This is a genomic window from Bacillus sp. DE0042, from assembly GCF_007680225.1.
GTDB lineage: Bacteria > Bacillota > Bacilli > Bacillales > Bacillaceae_G > Bacillus_A > Bacillus_A wiedmannii.
In genome coordinates, this window is the sequence record NZ_VEJP01000003.1 from 398,826 (window position 1) to 412,999 (window position 14,174).

14 protein-coding genes and 1 pseudogene are annotated in these 14,174 nt (G+C 35.3%); 5 read left to right on the top strand and 10 right to left on the bottom strand.

All coding sequences use genetic code 11. The annotated features are described in order from the left end of the window. Positions 1-119 precede the first annotated feature (119 nt). Positions 120-395 carry a hypothetical protein gene (locus FS802_RS16030; protein WP_000054671.1) on the top strand — a complete coding sequence of 92 codons (276 nt, stop codon included), beginning with the start codon at positions 120-122 and terminating at the stop codon, positions 393-395. A 51-nt stretch (positions 396-446) separates the two neighbouring features. Here FS802_RS16030 and FS802_RS16035 read toward each other — a convergent pair whose 3' ends face one another. The 4 genes from FS802_RS16035 to FS802_RS16050 form a co-directional block, all read right to left on the bottom strand. Then, positions 447-779 carry a DUF3909 family protein gene (locus tag FS802_RS16035; RefSeq protein WP_000365719.1) on the bottom strand — a complete coding sequence of 111 codons (333 nt, stop codon included), beginning with the start codon at positions 777-779 and terminating at the stop codon, positions 447-449. 5 nt (positions 780-784) lie between these two features. Continuing rightward, complete coding sequence (locus FS802_RS16040) at positions 785-1,663, bottom strand: NAD(P)-dependent oxidoreductase (RefSeq protein WP_098653328.1); 879 nt, start codon at positions 1,661-1,663, stop codon at positions 785-787. A 4-nt stretch (positions 1,664-1,667) separates the two neighbouring features. Then, the gene (locus tag FS802_RS16045) at positions 1,668-2,816 is read right to left on the bottom strand and encodes a serine hydrolase domain-containing protein (protein ID WP_141547092.1); all 1,149 of its coding nucleotides are present in this window, start codon (positions 2,814-2,816) and stop codon (positions 1,668-1,670) included. 91 nt (positions 2,817-2,907) lie between these two features. Further along, complete coding sequence (locus FS802_RS16050) at positions 2,908-4,200, bottom strand: GGDEF domain-containing protein (protein WP_048562406.1); 1,293 nt, start codon at positions 4,198-4,200, stop codon at positions 2,908-2,910. A gap of 330 nt (positions 4,201-4,530) precedes the next feature. On the opposite strand from FS802_RS16050, the gene FS802_RS16055 reads away from it, so the two are divergent. The 3 genes and pseudogenes from FS802_RS16055 (at position 4,531) to FS802_RS16065 (ending at position 6,220) form a co-directional block, all read left to right on the top strand. Beyond that, entirely contained in the window at positions 4,531-5,148 is a 618-nt protein-coding gene (locus FS802_RS16055; RefSeq protein WP_000180385.1) for a nitroreductase family protein, read from the top strand. A gap of 290 nt (positions 5,149-5,438) precedes the next feature. Continuing rightward, positions 5,439-5,657 carry a hypothetical protein gene (locus tag FS802_RS16060; RefSeq protein ID WP_000100492.1) on the top strand — a complete coding sequence of 73 codons (219 nt, stop codon included), beginning with the start codon at positions 5,439-5,441 and terminating at the stop codon, positions 5,655-5,657. A 196-nt stretch (positions 5,658-5,853) separates the two neighbouring features. Further along, positions 5,854-6,220: pseudogene (locus FS802_RS16065) on the top strand (DUF3915 domain-containing protein). Between the two features lie 97 nt (positions 6,221-6,317). Here FS802_RS16065 and ptsP read toward each other — a convergent pair. The 4 genes from ptsP to glcT all read right to left on the bottom strand — a co-directional run bounded on the left by ptsP (position 6,318) and on the right by glcT (position 11,681). Next, positions 6,318-8,030 carry a phosphoenolpyruvate--protein phosphotransferase gene (gene ptsP / locus FS802_RS16070; RefSeq protein ID WP_070169108.1) on the bottom strand — a complete coding sequence of 571 codons (1,713 nt, stop codon included), beginning with the start codon at positions 8,028-8,030 and terminating at the stop codon, positions 6,318-6,320. Next, positions 8,030-8,293, bottom strand: coding sequence for a phosphocarrier protein HPr (ptsH, locus tag FS802_RS16075; protein ID WP_000411080.1), 264 nt, complete (start codon positions 8,291-8,293; stop codon positions 8,030-8,032). The genes ptsP and ptsH overlap by 1 nt, the downstream gene beginning before the upstream one ends. Before the next feature lie 136 nt (positions 8,294-8,429). Continuing rightward, positions 8,430-10,493, bottom strand: coding sequence for a PTS glucose transporter subunit IIABC (gene ptsG, locus FS802_RS16080; protein ID WP_098653327.1), 2,064 nt, complete (start codon positions 10,491-10,493; stop codon positions 8,430-8,432). A gap of 339 nt (positions 10,494-10,832) precedes the next feature. Then, complete coding sequence (gene glcT, locus FS802_RS16085; RefSeq protein ID WP_098653326.1) at positions 10,833-11,681, bottom strand: glucose PTS transporter transcription antiterminator GlcT; 849 nt, start codon at positions 11,679-11,681, stop codon at positions 10,833-10,835. 165 nt (positions 11,682-11,846) lie between these two features. Here glcT and FS802_RS16090 point away from each other — a divergent pair, with 165 nt between their 5' ends. Further along, positions 11,847-12,653 (top strand): Cof-type HAD-IIB family hydrolase, encoded by an 807-nt coding sequence (locus FS802_RS16090; RefSeq protein WP_000594232.1) that lies wholly within the window; start codon positions 11,847-11,849, stop codon positions 12,651-12,653. Between the two features lie 70 nt (positions 12,654-12,723). On the opposite strand, the gene phnF is transcribed toward FS802_RS16090, so the two are convergent. Continuing rightward, complete coding sequence (phnF, locus tag FS802_RS16095) at positions 12,724-13,455, bottom strand: phosphonate metabolism transcriptional regulator PhnF (RefSeq protein ID WP_002194085.1); 732 nt, start codon at positions 13,453-13,455, stop codon at positions 12,724-12,726. Continuing rightward, positions 13,385-14,173 (bottom strand): glucosamine-6-phosphate deaminase, encoded by a 789-nt coding sequence (gene nagB / locus FS802_RS16100; RefSeq protein ID WP_098653325.1) that lies wholly within the window; start codon positions 14,171-14,173, stop codon positions 13,385-13,387. Before nagB ends, phnF begins: the two co-directional genes overlap by 71 nt. Position 14,174 lies beyond the last annotated feature (1 nt).

Below are 14,174 nucleotides of genomic sequence, written 5' to 3' on the forward strand. Positions count from 1 at the left end.
AACACTTTTTGAACATTTATTGAACTTTTTTTGAATTTTTTCTGAAAATTCTGTTTTGTTTGTGATATACTACAATTAAATAAAAAGGAAAAGAATATCGCAAACAGAGGGGGATAATCATGAGTTTACTTATCGCACTTATACTAGGGGTTACGTGTGGAGCACTTCCTGTTATTCTAGGAGCTATTATGGAAGAGTTGGAAGTTGGTGTTTTAGGTTTTGTCGCATCTTGTGTAAGCGCTTTATTTTTCGGCTTATTCGGTGCTATTCCTGTTTCAATTCTGTGTGCATTTTATATAGTACGCCATGCTCGTGCAAAACAATTCGGTCCTAATCACATCGCGCAAGTTATTCCATTTCCAATCGAACGATGCCGCAGAGCTTCTAGCTTATAATTATAAAAATTAAATATACCTAAATAAATAAAAGTCCTCAAATGAGGACTTTTATTTATTTTCTTCTAGAAATTGAAACAATTCTTGTAAGTGCAAGGCGTCTTCACTATAGCTAACAGATACGTGACATATACCGTCAATCTCTGCTTGCATATAAAGATCAACCCCATCTCGATCATATTTCAATGCCAAATAAAACTCCATTTCTTCTAACATCTTTTTTGAAGTTCGAATAACATAATGCCCCTTCTCATCTCTTCCATATTCGAATTCCGGCCCAAAATCATATTTTTGTTTAAAAGCTTCTTTTTGTTTTTCACTAATTTGTATACAAGTTGCTCGTTGTACAGTATCAATCATCTCATCAAATCTTTGTAGATCCATCTCATTTACCCCTTTATGTATTTTTTGTATAACACTTGTGTTCCGCTATTCTCTTCCCCATCTTTTATTAACTCTTCATACAATTGCTTCGCCAAACTTAAACCTGGTACTGGTAATTGCAATTTTTCAGCCTCATCTAAAGCTATCTTCATATCTTTCATAAAGTGCTTTACATAAAACCCTGGTTCAAAATCTCCCTTTAACATTCGAGGAGCTAAGTTACTCAATGACCAACTACCTGCTGCTCCCGTTGAAATACTTTCTAATACTTTATCCGGATCTAGTCCAGCTTTTTTTGCATAAGCAACAGCTTCACATACTCCAATCATGTTAGAAGCAATCGCAATTTGATTGCACATTTTCGTATGTTGTCCACTTCCAGCTGGTCCTTGCAACTGAATGTTTGTTCCTAGTTTTTCAAATAACGGTAAACATTTTTCATATATTTCTTTTTCACCACCGACCATAATTGCGAGCCTTGCTTCTTTCGCACCAACGTCTCCTCCAGATACAGGCGCATCTAACGTATATACATTCTTACTTTTACCGGTTTCATTAATACGTTTTGCCAATGTTGGTGTAGATGTCGTGAAATCAATTGCTATCGTACCTTCATTTGCATTCTCCAAAATCCCATCTATCCCAAAGTACACTTCTTCTACATCATGTGGATATCCAACCATAGTCATTACAACATCAACTTGCTTTACTAACTCTTTCGGTGTATCACACCAATTTGCACCATCTTGCACTAAAGAGTCTGTCTTCGTTTTCGTTCTATTATATACATATACTGTATGACCACCTTGCATTAAATGACGCACCATACTTTTTCCCATTACTCCAATACCGATGAAACCTATTGATAAATTTTTACGTTCCATTTTCTCATCCCCTTTGTTCTAATAAATCACTTACCATCTTTCGGAACTCTTTATTAAGACCATCATCCATACTATTTTTCACATTTGAAAATAAAATAACAAAAGTCCCTTTTTCTTTATTAAAATTATTGAAAGTGTTCCAACCAGATAGTACACCATGATTATGAAAATAATCAGGATATATATAAAAACTAAATGCGTATTTTTTTTCTGCTGAAGGTAAAAACATCGCTTGTATACTTTGTTTAGAAAGAAGTTTCCCATTTATTATCGCTTCGTCTAATTTCTTCATATCCCCAACTGTCGTATACATCTCACCGCATCCATATAACCAATCCATTAACAATTTCTGTGCAGGTTCAAGTACATTCTCTTTCTTTACATATCCTTTTGTAAAATGCTGTTCTCCCTGAGCCATATTTCCCATTCCAGATTCATGCATTCCTGCTCTAGTAAATATATTTTCTTTTATGTAATCTCCTAAAGGTTTTTTTGATATACTTTCTACAATATAGGCAAGCACCATATAATTATAATCTGTATATCTCCAACCTGTGCCTGGCGGAAATTCTAATGTTTGACTTCCAATCCAATTTACTAAATTTTTACGGGAAGCCGCATTCACTTTCCCTTTCCCTTTCTCTTTCCCACTTTCCGGTAAACCTGATGTGTGTGTTAGCAAGTGATATAGGGTGATATTTTTATCTACTGGAAAAGAGGGGATATATTTATTTACATTATCTTGAATATTTAGCTTCCCTTGTTCCTGCAGCTGTAAAATAGATGTGGCCACGACTGTTTTCGTAATAGAACCGACACGATATTTTGTTTGAGGCGTATTTTCTATCTTATTTTGAACATCAGCATATCCATATCCTTTATTCAATATAACATGCTCTTTATCTGTTACTAAAACTGTTCCATTAAATTGCTTTCCTATTAAATATTGATCTAACTTTTGAGATATACTAGCATAATCAATTTGTTGTTCTTCTTTTTCTTCTATATTCTCTTGTACTTCTGATTCAATAGTAGGATTCACCTTAGTTGTTAATACAGTGCTTTCCTTTATATTGGGATTACAGAGAAAATAGTATACTCCACCACAAACTACAGCAGACAGCGAAGCCATCGTCATTATTTTTTTTATCATGTTGTTCCTCCATAATTCCTTCGTCCAAAATCCTCCCCCACATTCTATTATCAAACAAAAAAAAAAAATCGCAACAATTTGTTGCGAAAAATCACTTTTTTTCTTTTCTATATACACACACTTGATTTTTCCCATTTTTTTTCGCTTCATATAATGCAATATCCGCTCGTTGCATTAATTCTTCTCTTGTAATCCCTTGTTCATATAACGCGACTCCAAAACTCGCTGTTAATTTCGAAATTCCGGAGAAATGCTTTGTTTCAATGAAAAATCGTAATGATTCCGCAACCTGAAATGCTTCTTTTTCTACTGTATTAGTTACTAATATAATAAATTCTTCTCCTCCCCACCTTGCAAATACATGTTGCTGCTCCACTTTAGATTTCATAAGCTCTGCAAGCTGAATTAATGCTAAGTCACCAAAATCATGGCCATACGTGTCATTTACTGTTTTAAAATTATCTATGTCAAATAAAATAAGTGCTATTTTTTCATCGTTACGCATTGCATTATCCCATTCTGCCTCTAGTATTTGTTGGAACTTCAAACGATTATAAATCTCTGTTAACGAATCTATCATAGCAAGCCTTTCTTGTTCTTGATAGATTTCATCTAATTCTGTAATCTCTGTACACTTCACAATAAATCTTGATAAATCTTCTGGCAGTGGTGTCGCACGCAATAAAAAAGTTGACACTTCTCCTTCATAATTGGACATCTTAATTCTTCTATCATATGATAATGTATCATCTAACCATGTTATATCATGGGTTGTTGAATAGTATCCGTTTTCTCTAATAAAATGTTCAGCAAATACTAAATGTTGCTCACGATAGGCAAATAAATTTTCATATCCGAAAAACTCTAAAAAATTTGTATTACAATCAACAATCTCATCGTCTTCTACTATAAATAATAGATCATTTTGAAAATCAAACATCGTTTGAAGTAGTTCTTGTTGCAAACTTACTTGCCGCACTAAAGAAAGCTGATACAAACTCTTATTCACTTCCTCTAACACCATTTGTGGGGTCACAGGGGCTATCACAATATTACGTATTCCTAACGTAAGCACCTCTGCAAACTCGCTTGTTATTTGTTGATCCCAAATGACAATAAATGTACTCTGTGGATTATACATATTCTTTATATATTTTATTTGAGAAAAATCTGTTACATACATAATTACAATATGTGGTTTAGTCCTCTGATACAATAATTCTCCTTCTTCAAAACTATTTGCTATAAACATACATTTTGGATGAATATTTTCTATCGTTTGTTGATGTGTGCATCCATTTTCTATATAAAGGACATTTAACTGAAGATCTTGTAATACATTTTGGAAAACCGTATTCTCTAATAAAAAATGTAGTATGTTCATCACTAGTCTTCACTCACTTCATATATCTTGTTCTACTGCATTCCTCACAAACATTTTATAAAAAGACTGTTCTCTAAATACTTTAATGAGTGAGGGATCCATATTAACAAGCTAATTGAGAATGCTCTCTTCGCTTTTTCTCTATAAATTCCTTTTTTAGTGTATGATTATAGGTATTGTATCGTTTGTATGAATGCCCTAGCTTCCTCTTTAAAACTTGACAATTAAAATAAAGATATTATATTCTTAAATTCGACAACTTACAAAATGTAAGTAGAATATATTACATGTATTTTTTTATAATTTGATATGTTACTTGGAGGATATATAATGACAAACGACAACTTTTTTAATGTTCTATACGAACGCACATCTACACGTGCATTCAACCCAGAGAAAGAAATTTCATCTACAGAGTTACACGAGATTTTAAAGGGAGCTGCTCAAGCACCTTCTGCTTGGAACTTGCAGCACTGGAAATTCCTTGTATTCCAAGGTGAAGATGTACAGAAACGATTGCATCCAATTGCTTATAACCAGCAACAAATACTTGATGCTTCTGCTGTAGTCGCTATTTTAGGTGATTTAGAAGCTTATAAAAACGTTGAACCAGTTTATGGTCCAATTGTAGAACAAGGATTTATGAAAGAAGAAGCAAAAGAGCGCTTAGCTAAAAATATTGAGTCTGCATATGCTCGTGAGCAATTCCCAAGAGATGCAGCCTTTTCAAATGCATCTTTAGCAGCAATGCAACTTATGCTTGCGGCTAAAGCAACTGGCTGGGATACTTGTGCTATTGGTGGTTTCAACCCACAAGCACTTACAGAAGAATTCAATGTTTCATCTCGTTACGTACCAATTATGCTTATTACAATTGGTGAATCAACTTTAAAAGGTCATCCTGCACCACGAATGAGCGTAGAACAAGTGAGTGAATGGGCAAAATAATAAAGTGAACCTTTAATCAATGTGAGGGGCTTACTGCCTGTTAATACGGTATAAAAAAGAAACGAAGGTAATTTCATTACCTTCGTTTCTTTTTCTTCTGTCACACACCCGTAATATTACAATGTATTATTCGACATCTATACATAAAAAAATAGTAAATTTCATGCTATCCCCATACACATAAATGGCGTTTCGTGTCGAATTTTGTTAAAGCATTGAAATATAACCGTGTGTTTTTGTTACAATTATGATACAATGATAACAAATAGATAACAAGAGAGGGATTTTCATTGAGTTCATACGGAAGCTTTATCGCACTTTTAAGTTACATAGTAACTGTACTACTGTTATATTTTATTGGCGATGCTACAAACATATCAGTGTTACAATTCCCAAAAGAAGAAACGTTCCAATTAGACGCAGAAAAACATACTGCAAGATCCATTGCACCACTACTCTTAGCTCTCCCTGTATATATCATCGTTTTATATAAAAGTAAAAAAGTGTAAAGCCTACCTATTTCATTCATTTCGGTGGTCTTTACACTTTTTTGTGATATTTCCCCTATTTTAAACATCATTCCGTACTAAACACCCAGCTAGTCTTTTAAAATGAGAAAATCCCCCAGAAAAAATTCCACTCTCTGTCCAGTCACTAACTACCGAACTTACATAGATTATAAGTGTGAAGGGGGTGATGAGGATTATGTTTGGATCATTTGGATGCTGTGATAACTTTAGAGACTGTCATCATCGTGAAAGAGAGTGCGACCATCGTGACCATCGCGAGAAAGAGAGAGGTAAAACCACAACAACCAGCTGTATGTAACGTACTTGCTAGCATTTCAGTTGGAACAGAACTTTCTCTTTTAAGCATTAAAGGTATTGGATCTTTCAACAATGTAATTTTTGAAGGTTTCGCTAACGGCGTTGCTCTTTTCTCTGCTTTAGCTCGTAACAATAATGATAAAGATGATAAAGACAACGACAAAGATGATAAGAACCGTCAACGTAATACTTTTAATGGTATTTTACGTGTATGCCCAACTGATATCGTTGCTATCGCTATCTAGTTCTGTGTCTTATCCTCTATAGTAAGAAAATAAGCTTTACTTTTCTCATAGAAAAAACCTGAGACCGATTTCAAATCGACTCAGGTTTTTTTATTAATTATATGCTTTTAACTAGTTCAACAACTTCTTCAGCAGTTGACATCATTAATGCTTTTTCTGCTAATGTTTCCATTTCTGCTTTTGACAACTTGCTTAGTTGTGTTCTTGCAGGAAGAATAGATGTTGCACTCATACTGAACTCATCTAAACCTAATCCTAATAATAATGGGATAGCAAGTGAATCTCCCGCCATCTCACCACACATACCAGCCCATTTGCCTTCTTTATGAGCCGCATCAATAACCATTTTTACAAGACGTAAAATAGATGGGTTATATGGTTGGTATAAGTAAGCTACTTGTTCGTTCATACGGTCTGCTGCCATTGTGTATTGGATTAAGTCATTTGTTCCGATAGAGAAGAAATCAACTTCTTTTGCGAATTGATCTGCTAATACTGCTGAAGCTGGGATTTCAACCATCATACCCACTTCAATAGAATCAGAAACAGTTGTACCCGCTTCTACAAGTTTCACTTTCTCTTCTAATAAGATTGCTTTCGCTTGACGGAACTCATCAAGAGTTGCAATCATTGGGAACATAATTTTTAAGTTACCGTATACGCTAGCACGAAGTAATGCACGAAGTTGTGTACGGAACACATCTTGCTCATCAAGGCATAAGCGAATTGCACGGTATCCTAAGAATGGGTTCATTTCTTTTGGTAAATGTAAGTATGGAAGCTCTTTATCTCCACCGATGTCAAGTGTACGAACAACAACAGGTTGACCTTCTTTTACACCTTCAAGAACTGCTTTATACGCTTCGAACTGCTCTTCTTCTGTTGGAAGATTGTCACGGCCCATGTATAAGAATTCTGTACGGTATAAACCAACGCCTTCTCCGCCATTATCGATAATACCTTGTACATCATTTGGTGTTCCGATATTTGCAACAAGCTCAACGTGATGTCCATCACTTGTTACAGTAGCTTGGTCTTTTAATTTTGCCCATTCAGTTTTTTGCTCTTCAAATTTCGCTTTCTTTTCTTCAAAAGAACGAAGAGTTTCTTCTGATGGATTTACAATTACTTCTCCATCTAAACCGTCGATGATTACGATATCGCCGTTTTGGATTTTCTCCATAACAACTTTCGTACCAACAACTGCAGGAATTTCCATAGAACGAGCCATAATTGCAGAGTGAGATGTACGTCCACCGATATCAGTTGTAAAACCTTTTGCATACTTACGGTTTAACTGAGCTGTATCAGATGGTGTTAGATCTTCAGCAATGATGATTACTTCTTCAGAAATTGTACCAGGGTTTGAGAAGTTAATTCCTAGTAAATGTGCAAGAACGCGTTTTGTTACGTCACGAATGTCCGCAGCACGTTCTTTCATATATTCGTTATCCATGTTTTCAAACATAGAAATAAACATGGATGCAACTTCATCCATTGCAAATTCAGCATTTACTTTTTCACTATTTACTTTATCTTTTACTGGGTTTACTAGTTCTGGATCATTTAACACTAATAAATGTGCTTCAAAGATCGCAGCTTTATCAGCACCCAGCTCAGCAAAAGCATGGTCCTTAATTGCTTCTAATTCAGTTTTTGCTTTCTCAAGCGCAGCGTCTAAGCGTGCAATTTCAGCAGCTTCGTTTGTAATTGATTTCTTTTCGATGTTAAATTCAGGATTCTCAAGTCTGAAAGCCTTTGCAATAGCAATCCCACTTGATGCAGCGATCCCTTGAATGTTAAGAGTCATTATTCTCCTAATCCTTCGTTTTTCATAGTTTCTTCGATAGCTGCTAGTGCTTGAGCTGCATCATCACCATTTGCAGTGATTTTAATTTCTGCGTTTTGTTGAATGCCTAAAGACATAACACCCATGATTGATTTTAAGTTAACGTTTTTTCCGTTATACTCTAAGTTAATGTCAGAACCAAATTTGCTTGCAGTGTTTACAAGTAGAGTTGCTGGACGAGCATGAATTCCTGAGTCGCTAGTTACTTTAAAGATTTTTTCCATGATAATTTATCTCCTTTAAATTACAGTATTTTTTTAGTTGTATAGACGTGAGTACTACATCATCTATTGTATATAATAGGCGATGTTCGGTCAACCACATCGCCTATTATAATTATAAACATTTTGCGTCAAATTCCTACTGAATGTCAATAATAGCGTTTTCGCCCTTCTTAACATTTCCATCTTTTTTCAATTCGACTTGTTGTCCTTGTTGTAAATTCGTAAAGACAATTGGTGTAATGATAGATGGTGCATTTTCTTTTACAAATGCAAGATCTACTTTTAATAATGGTTGTCCTTGTTTCACTTTGTCGCCTTGTGCTACAAGTGCTTCAAAACCTTCACCATTTAATTTTACAGTATCAATACCGAAGTGGATTAAAATTTCTTTTCCGCCTTCAGATTGAATACCAATTGCATGCTTTGTAGGGAATACGTTGACGATCTCACCGTTAACTGGAGAAACTACTGTTCCTTCTGTTGGCTCGATTGCAAATCCGTCTCCCATCATTTTTCCTGAGAATACTTGATCAGGTACTTCTGTAATCGATAAGATTTTCCCTTCAATTGGTGATACGATTGTTTCGTTTTCATCAACTTGTTTAGGAGTTTCTTCTACCTTTACAGGCTCTTCTTTTTCAACATGAGGTGTACGACCTGACATAATATCATGAATTTGTGATTTTAATGTGTCAGATTTCGGTCCAAAAATAGCTTGAATGTTATTTCCAACTTCAAGTACACCAGCTGCTCCAAGCTCTTTTAAGCGATCTTTGTTTACATTCTTTTGTTCGTTAACTTGAACACGTAAACGAGTAATACAAGCGTCTAAAGAAGCAATGTTTTCTTTACCACCAAGTGCTACTAATACTTCACGTGGAAGTTCTCCTGCTTCTGTTTTACCTGCGCCGTCATTCGCATTTGCTACTTCACGACCAGGTGTTTTTAAATCCCATTTACGGATTGCAAAGCGGAATCCGAAGTAGTAAATAACTGCTAGTACAAGACCAACAATAATTACCCACCACCATGCTGTACGGCCTGGTAGTACACCGAATAACATAAAGTCGATTAAACCACCAGAGAATGTCATACCAATTTTAACACCTAAAATTTGCATTGTCATAAATGATAGACCAGCGAATACTGCGTGAATTCCGAACAGTACTGGTGCTACGAATAAGAATGAAAATTCAAGTGGTTCTGTAATACCTGTTAAGAAAGATGTTAATGCAGCAGAGCCTAAAATACCAGCTGCTAATTTTTTATTTTCAGGACGTGCTTCATGGTACATTGCTAATGCTGCTGCTGGAAGACCGAACATCATGAACGGATACTTACCAGTTGTAAATGTACCTGCTGTTAATTCTACACCGTCTTTTAACTGTGCCATAAAGATTTTTTGGTCACCACGGATTAATTCGCCAGCTGCATTTGTATACTGACCGAATTCGAACCAGAACGGTGAATAGAAAATGTGATGTAATCCAAATGGAATTAATGAACGTTCAATTAAACCGAATATGAATGCTGCTAATGTTCTATTTGCATCAATCATTTGATGTGAGAACGTATTTAAGCCACCTTGAATGTATGGCCAAATGAAACACATGATTATACCTACTACTAAAGAGAATGTTGCAGTCGCAATCGGTACGAAACGCTTACCTGCGAAGAAACCTAAATATGATGGTAATTCAATGTTGAAGTATTTATTGTAGCAATATGCCGCTACTATACCGACGATAATACCACCAAACACTCCCGTTTGTAGCGTTGGAATTCCTAATACGTTTGCATATGCTGGATCTGTAAATCCAATTTTTACTGGGTCTGCTCCAGAACTTGTTACTTTCACTAGCTTATCTACTTCTAAGAACACACTCATCGTTTTGTTCATAATTAAGTAGCCGACGAACGCTGCTAATCCAGCTACTCCGTCTCCACCAGCTAAACCAATTGCTACCCCAACTGCGAATAATAATGCAAGGTTAGCGAAAATAATATCACCAGATTGTTCCATAATTTTTGCTACCATTACGAACCAATCTGCTTTTAAAGCAGGAATGACATCTGTTAACTGTGGATTTTGAAATGCATTACCAAATCCAAGTAAAATACCTGCTGCCGGTAAAATCGCTACTGGAAGCATTAACGCTTTTCCGACTTTTTGAAGAACACCAAAGATCTTCTTAAACATGGAAACCCTTCCTCTCTTATCTATATTGATACCTTCCGACAAACGCCAAAAAGACATGAGGAAAAAAAGATAGAACGATAGCTATACAAAGGGTAGTATAACCCTTTCTCTAGCTTACATTCCTTACTTTTCTCCACTCATGCCTGATCGAATCAGTAACACGTGTCAAAAATAGGTTTACGTATAAGTTCACTATAATTAAGGCAAACGTTTTCGTTACTTACCTTAATGTGTTTGTCGAAATTTGTATAACTTTGCAATAGTTATTATACATAACTATTGTAAGCGATTCAATGATTTTTTTTAACGTTTTCATTTTAGACAAAAATATATGTCTTTTTACACATGCTCTGCTTTTACTAAGCGCTGCAGGTGCATCGTTAAATATATGCTCTCTGCTTCATACACAGGAAGTTGCAATTCTTTTTGCATGACCTTAACTAGCTTCCAAGCTAAATTATAACAGACAGGATATTCTGCCTTTAATAAATCAGCAAAACTTTGTGATTCCTCTACTTTTTCCCCTTTTTTTACCCGTTCAATTGCATATTGTAAATGACGGATAAGGCGTAAATAGTGAATACTTTCTTGGTCTAATGTAATTAGTAAGTTTGTCTCAATTAAAGATACAAGCTGTGCAATGAGACGGGAATTTTGATTAACTGAAGATAAATCTGAATTTGTAAGCGAACTGTAAATATGGAGTGCAATAAAACCAATTTCTCCTTCTGGCAATGTAATTTGTAAACGAGAATTTAAAAGGTCTACAACACCTTCAGCAATTTCATATTCCTCTGGATAGAGCATTTTCGTTTCAACTAAAAAAGGATTATCAATTGTAAATCCTTGTTTTAACCGCTTAATCGCAAAAGAAATATGATCTGTTAAAGCGATATGAATATGTTCATTCAATGGTGATTTTGCTTTTTCTTGAATGTAGAACATAATATCATTCATTAATTCAATTAGTTTTTCACTCACATGCGGCACTAACAGTTTGTATTGTTCACGATCACGTTCATTTTTTAAAACAAACATTTTTTCAATTTGTTCTTGCTCCAATACATCTTTCGCTTTTTTCCCAAATCCAATTCCTTTACCGATCACTACTACTTCCTCATGTTCAGGATGGCTAGCAATGATGACATTATTATTTAAAACTTTTTTAATTTCTAGATAATTATTCATATAACACCACCCTCGTACTTAAATAGCCTGCTTTTATGTTACAGAACATTCTTCTTTGTCGTCAATGTAAAACATCTACCATTTCATAAAAATTCGTTTTTTAGACATGTTTATATATGATGCGTATAATGTAAGAGCAACTGTACATAGAGAGGAGATAACAACATGATTAAAATGTTTGTAAGTGATATCGATGGTACAATGATGCAACACGGAGGGTTAATTGACGAACAGGATATTGTAGCACTTCGTAGTCTTGCTGAGCAAAATGTTATTCTTTGTTTCGCTTCTGGCCGATTGGATAATGAAATTGCAGACTTAATGAAAGCTGTAAATACAAATTTCCATCGTATTAGTGTAAATGGTGTTTTCGTGTACACACATGAAAACAAGCAACTATTATCCGCAACATTCGATTCGAGTATTCTACCTGATCTGTTAGCAATGACAAATGAAGATCCTTATTTTCGTTATGTAAGTGATGAGCATAATTATTACATTGAAGAGAAAACACCGTTCATTCATGAGCTTGAACAACAAGTAACGATGACTTCTGTTGAAGAACCGCATCTATTACAGAAAATTGATGATACAATTTTCCCAAATAAAATCTCTGTCGGTGGAACAAAGGAAAGCTTACAACTCCTTCAAAAAAAAATTGATGAAAAATTCCACGGAAAAGTTAGTACATTCATTTCAGCAGAACAATGTTTAGATGTAATGCCACCTAATATTAGTAAAGGGGCTGCTATTTCTGTTTTATTAAAAGAGTTTCAACTACAACCAGAGGAAATTGCTTGCATAGGGGATTCTTATAATGATATCCCGATGTTTTCTTTAACTCCTCACAGTTTTGCTATGTCTCAAGCAGATGAAGCAGTAAAAGAACACGCTCACTATGTAGTAAATACAGTTAAAGATGCTGTTAACCACGTAATTACTCATAATAAAAATACGACTCACTCCTTGTAAGGATGAGTCGTATTTTTTCTTTACATGTTAAACAATTTGACATTAACTGTACTTCACAAACTGAAATATATTATTTGTTACGTGCGATGTTTGTAATAAACTTATAACGATCCCCACGATAAATACATTTCACATACTCTAACGGTACTTCACCTTCTGAATATGACCATTGACGCATTACAAGCACTGGCGCCTTTTTAGGAATATGCAGATGTTCAGCTTCATTATCAGTTGCAATTGAAGCTTCAATTGATTGAGTAGCGCTAACAAGTTTAAAGCCCAGTTTTTTCTCTAAATGTTCATATAAAGATTGTTGCAATATTTCTTCGTTAATATCTTTTACAAGAGCTGGCGACAAATATGTCGTCTCAAAAGCAATCGGTTCATCATCAGCTAAGCGTATACGCCTCACTTCATAAACCGACTCTCCCTCCTGTATTCTCAACCGGTCTGCTATTTTCGCAGTAGCTGGAACTAGGCGGAAACTAAGTAATTGACTACTTGGGTTCATCCCACGAGAAATCATATCTTCTGTGAATCCCGTCATTCCTTGCAATTTTTGTTCCACTTTCGGAAGTTGGACAAACGTACCAATTCCACGTTTCCGATATAAATAACCTTGTTCCACTAAATTATTAATCGCCTGTCTGATTGTCATACGACTCACTTCGAACTTATCGCAAAGTTCATTCTCAGATGGGATTTTATCTCCCGGCTTCCATTCGCCGTCCTCAATTAGCTGTTTCACCCACTCTTGAATCTGATAATAGATCGGAAATGGTGAATACTTGTCGATGTTCATCAGCAATCGCCTCACTGCATAAAGATAGAGCTTCTTGATCAGCGATTACGGTTACATTCGGATGACGTTGTAAAACTGTAGCAGGACACGCTTCGCTATATTCACCTTGCAATAATTCTTTCACAGCTTCTGCCTTTTTAGAACCGATAGCAACAAGTAGAATTTGTTTCGCTTTCATAATGCTTCCAATTCCCATTGTAATCGCATGCGTTGGCACATCTTCTTCTTTTTCGAAGAAGCGAAGGTTTGCTTGGCGTGTAGATTCTGTTAATTCAACAATGTTTGTTGGAGAATTAAACAGTGTTCCTGGTTCGTTAAATCCGATGTGACCGTTTTCACCGATTCCAAGAATCTGTAGGTCAACTGGGTTAGCAGCTAGAATGCCCTCGTAACGTTTGCACTCTTTCTCTAAATCACTTGCCATCCCGTTTGGTACATAAGTTTGTTTAAATGGAAGATGATCAAACAACTGTTCTTGCATGAAATAGTGATAGCTGTTTTTATCTTCATGTGGTAAATTTACGTACTCATCTAAGTTTACAGTGGTTACACGGCTTGTATCAAGTTTATTTTTTCGCATTTCTGCATAAATACCTAATGGAGAGCTTCCTGTAGCCATTCCTAATGTTGGATTTTCTTTTGTTTTTACAACTTCTTCAATTAATTTATAACCTGCTTCTGCTAGTTCTTCTGGAGTTTTTACAACAAGAATATTCATT

What these genes read in the sequence shown, in the direction of transcription:
- FS802_RS16030 (WP_000054671.1), top strand. Translation starts at nt 120, where the DNA reads ATGAGTTTACTTATCGCACTTATACTAGGGGTTACGTGTGGAGCACTT.
- FS802_RS16035 (WP_000365719.1), bottom strand. Translation starts at nt 779, where the DNA reads ATGGATCTACAAAGATTTGATGAGATGATTGATACTGTACAACGAGCA.
- FS802_RS16040 (WP_098653328.1), bottom strand. Translation starts at nt 1,663, where the DNA reads ATGGAACGTAAAAATTTATCAATAGGTTTCATCGGTATTGGAGTAATG.
- FS802_RS16045 (WP_141547092.1), bottom strand. Translation starts at nt 2,816, where the DNA reads ATGATAAAAAAAATAATGACGATGGCTTCGCTGTCTGCTGTAGTTTGT.
- FS802_RS16050 (WP_048562406.1), bottom strand. Translation starts at nt 4,200, where the DNA reads ATGAACATACTACATTTTTTATTAGAGAATACGGTTTTCCAAAATGTA.
- FS802_RS16055 (WP_000180385.1), top strand. Translation starts at nt 4,531, where the DNA reads ATGACAAACGACAACTTTTTTAATGTTCTATACGAACGCACATCTACA.
- ptsP (WP_070169108.1), bottom strand. Translation starts at nt 8,030, where the DNA reads ATGACTCTTAACATTCAAGGGATCGCTGCATCAAGTGGGATTGCTATT.
- ptsH (WP_000411080.1), bottom strand. Translation starts at nt 8,293, where the DNA reads ATGGAAAAAATCTTTAAAGTAACTAGCGACTCAGGAATTCATGCTCGT.
- ptsG (WP_098653327.1), bottom strand. Translation starts at nt 10,493, where the DNA reads ATGTTTAAGAAGATCTTTGGTGTTCTTCAAAAAGTCGGAAAAGCGTTA.
- glcT (WP_098653326.1), bottom strand. Translation starts at nt 11,681, where the DNA reads ATGAATAATTATCTAGAAATTAAAAAAGTTTTAAATAATAATGTCATC.
- FS802_RS16090 (WP_000594232.1), top strand. Translation starts at nt 11,847, where the DNA reads ATGATTAAAATGTTTGTAAGTGATATCGATGGTACAATGATGCAACAC.
- phnF (WP_002194085.1), bottom strand. Translation starts at nt 13,455, where the DNA reads ATGAACATCGACAAGTATTCACCATTTCCGATCTATTATCAGATTCAA.
- nagB (WP_098653325.1), bottom strand. Translation starts at nt 14,173, where the DNA reads ATGAATATTCTTGTTGTAAAAACTCCAGAAGAACTAGCAGAAGCAGGT.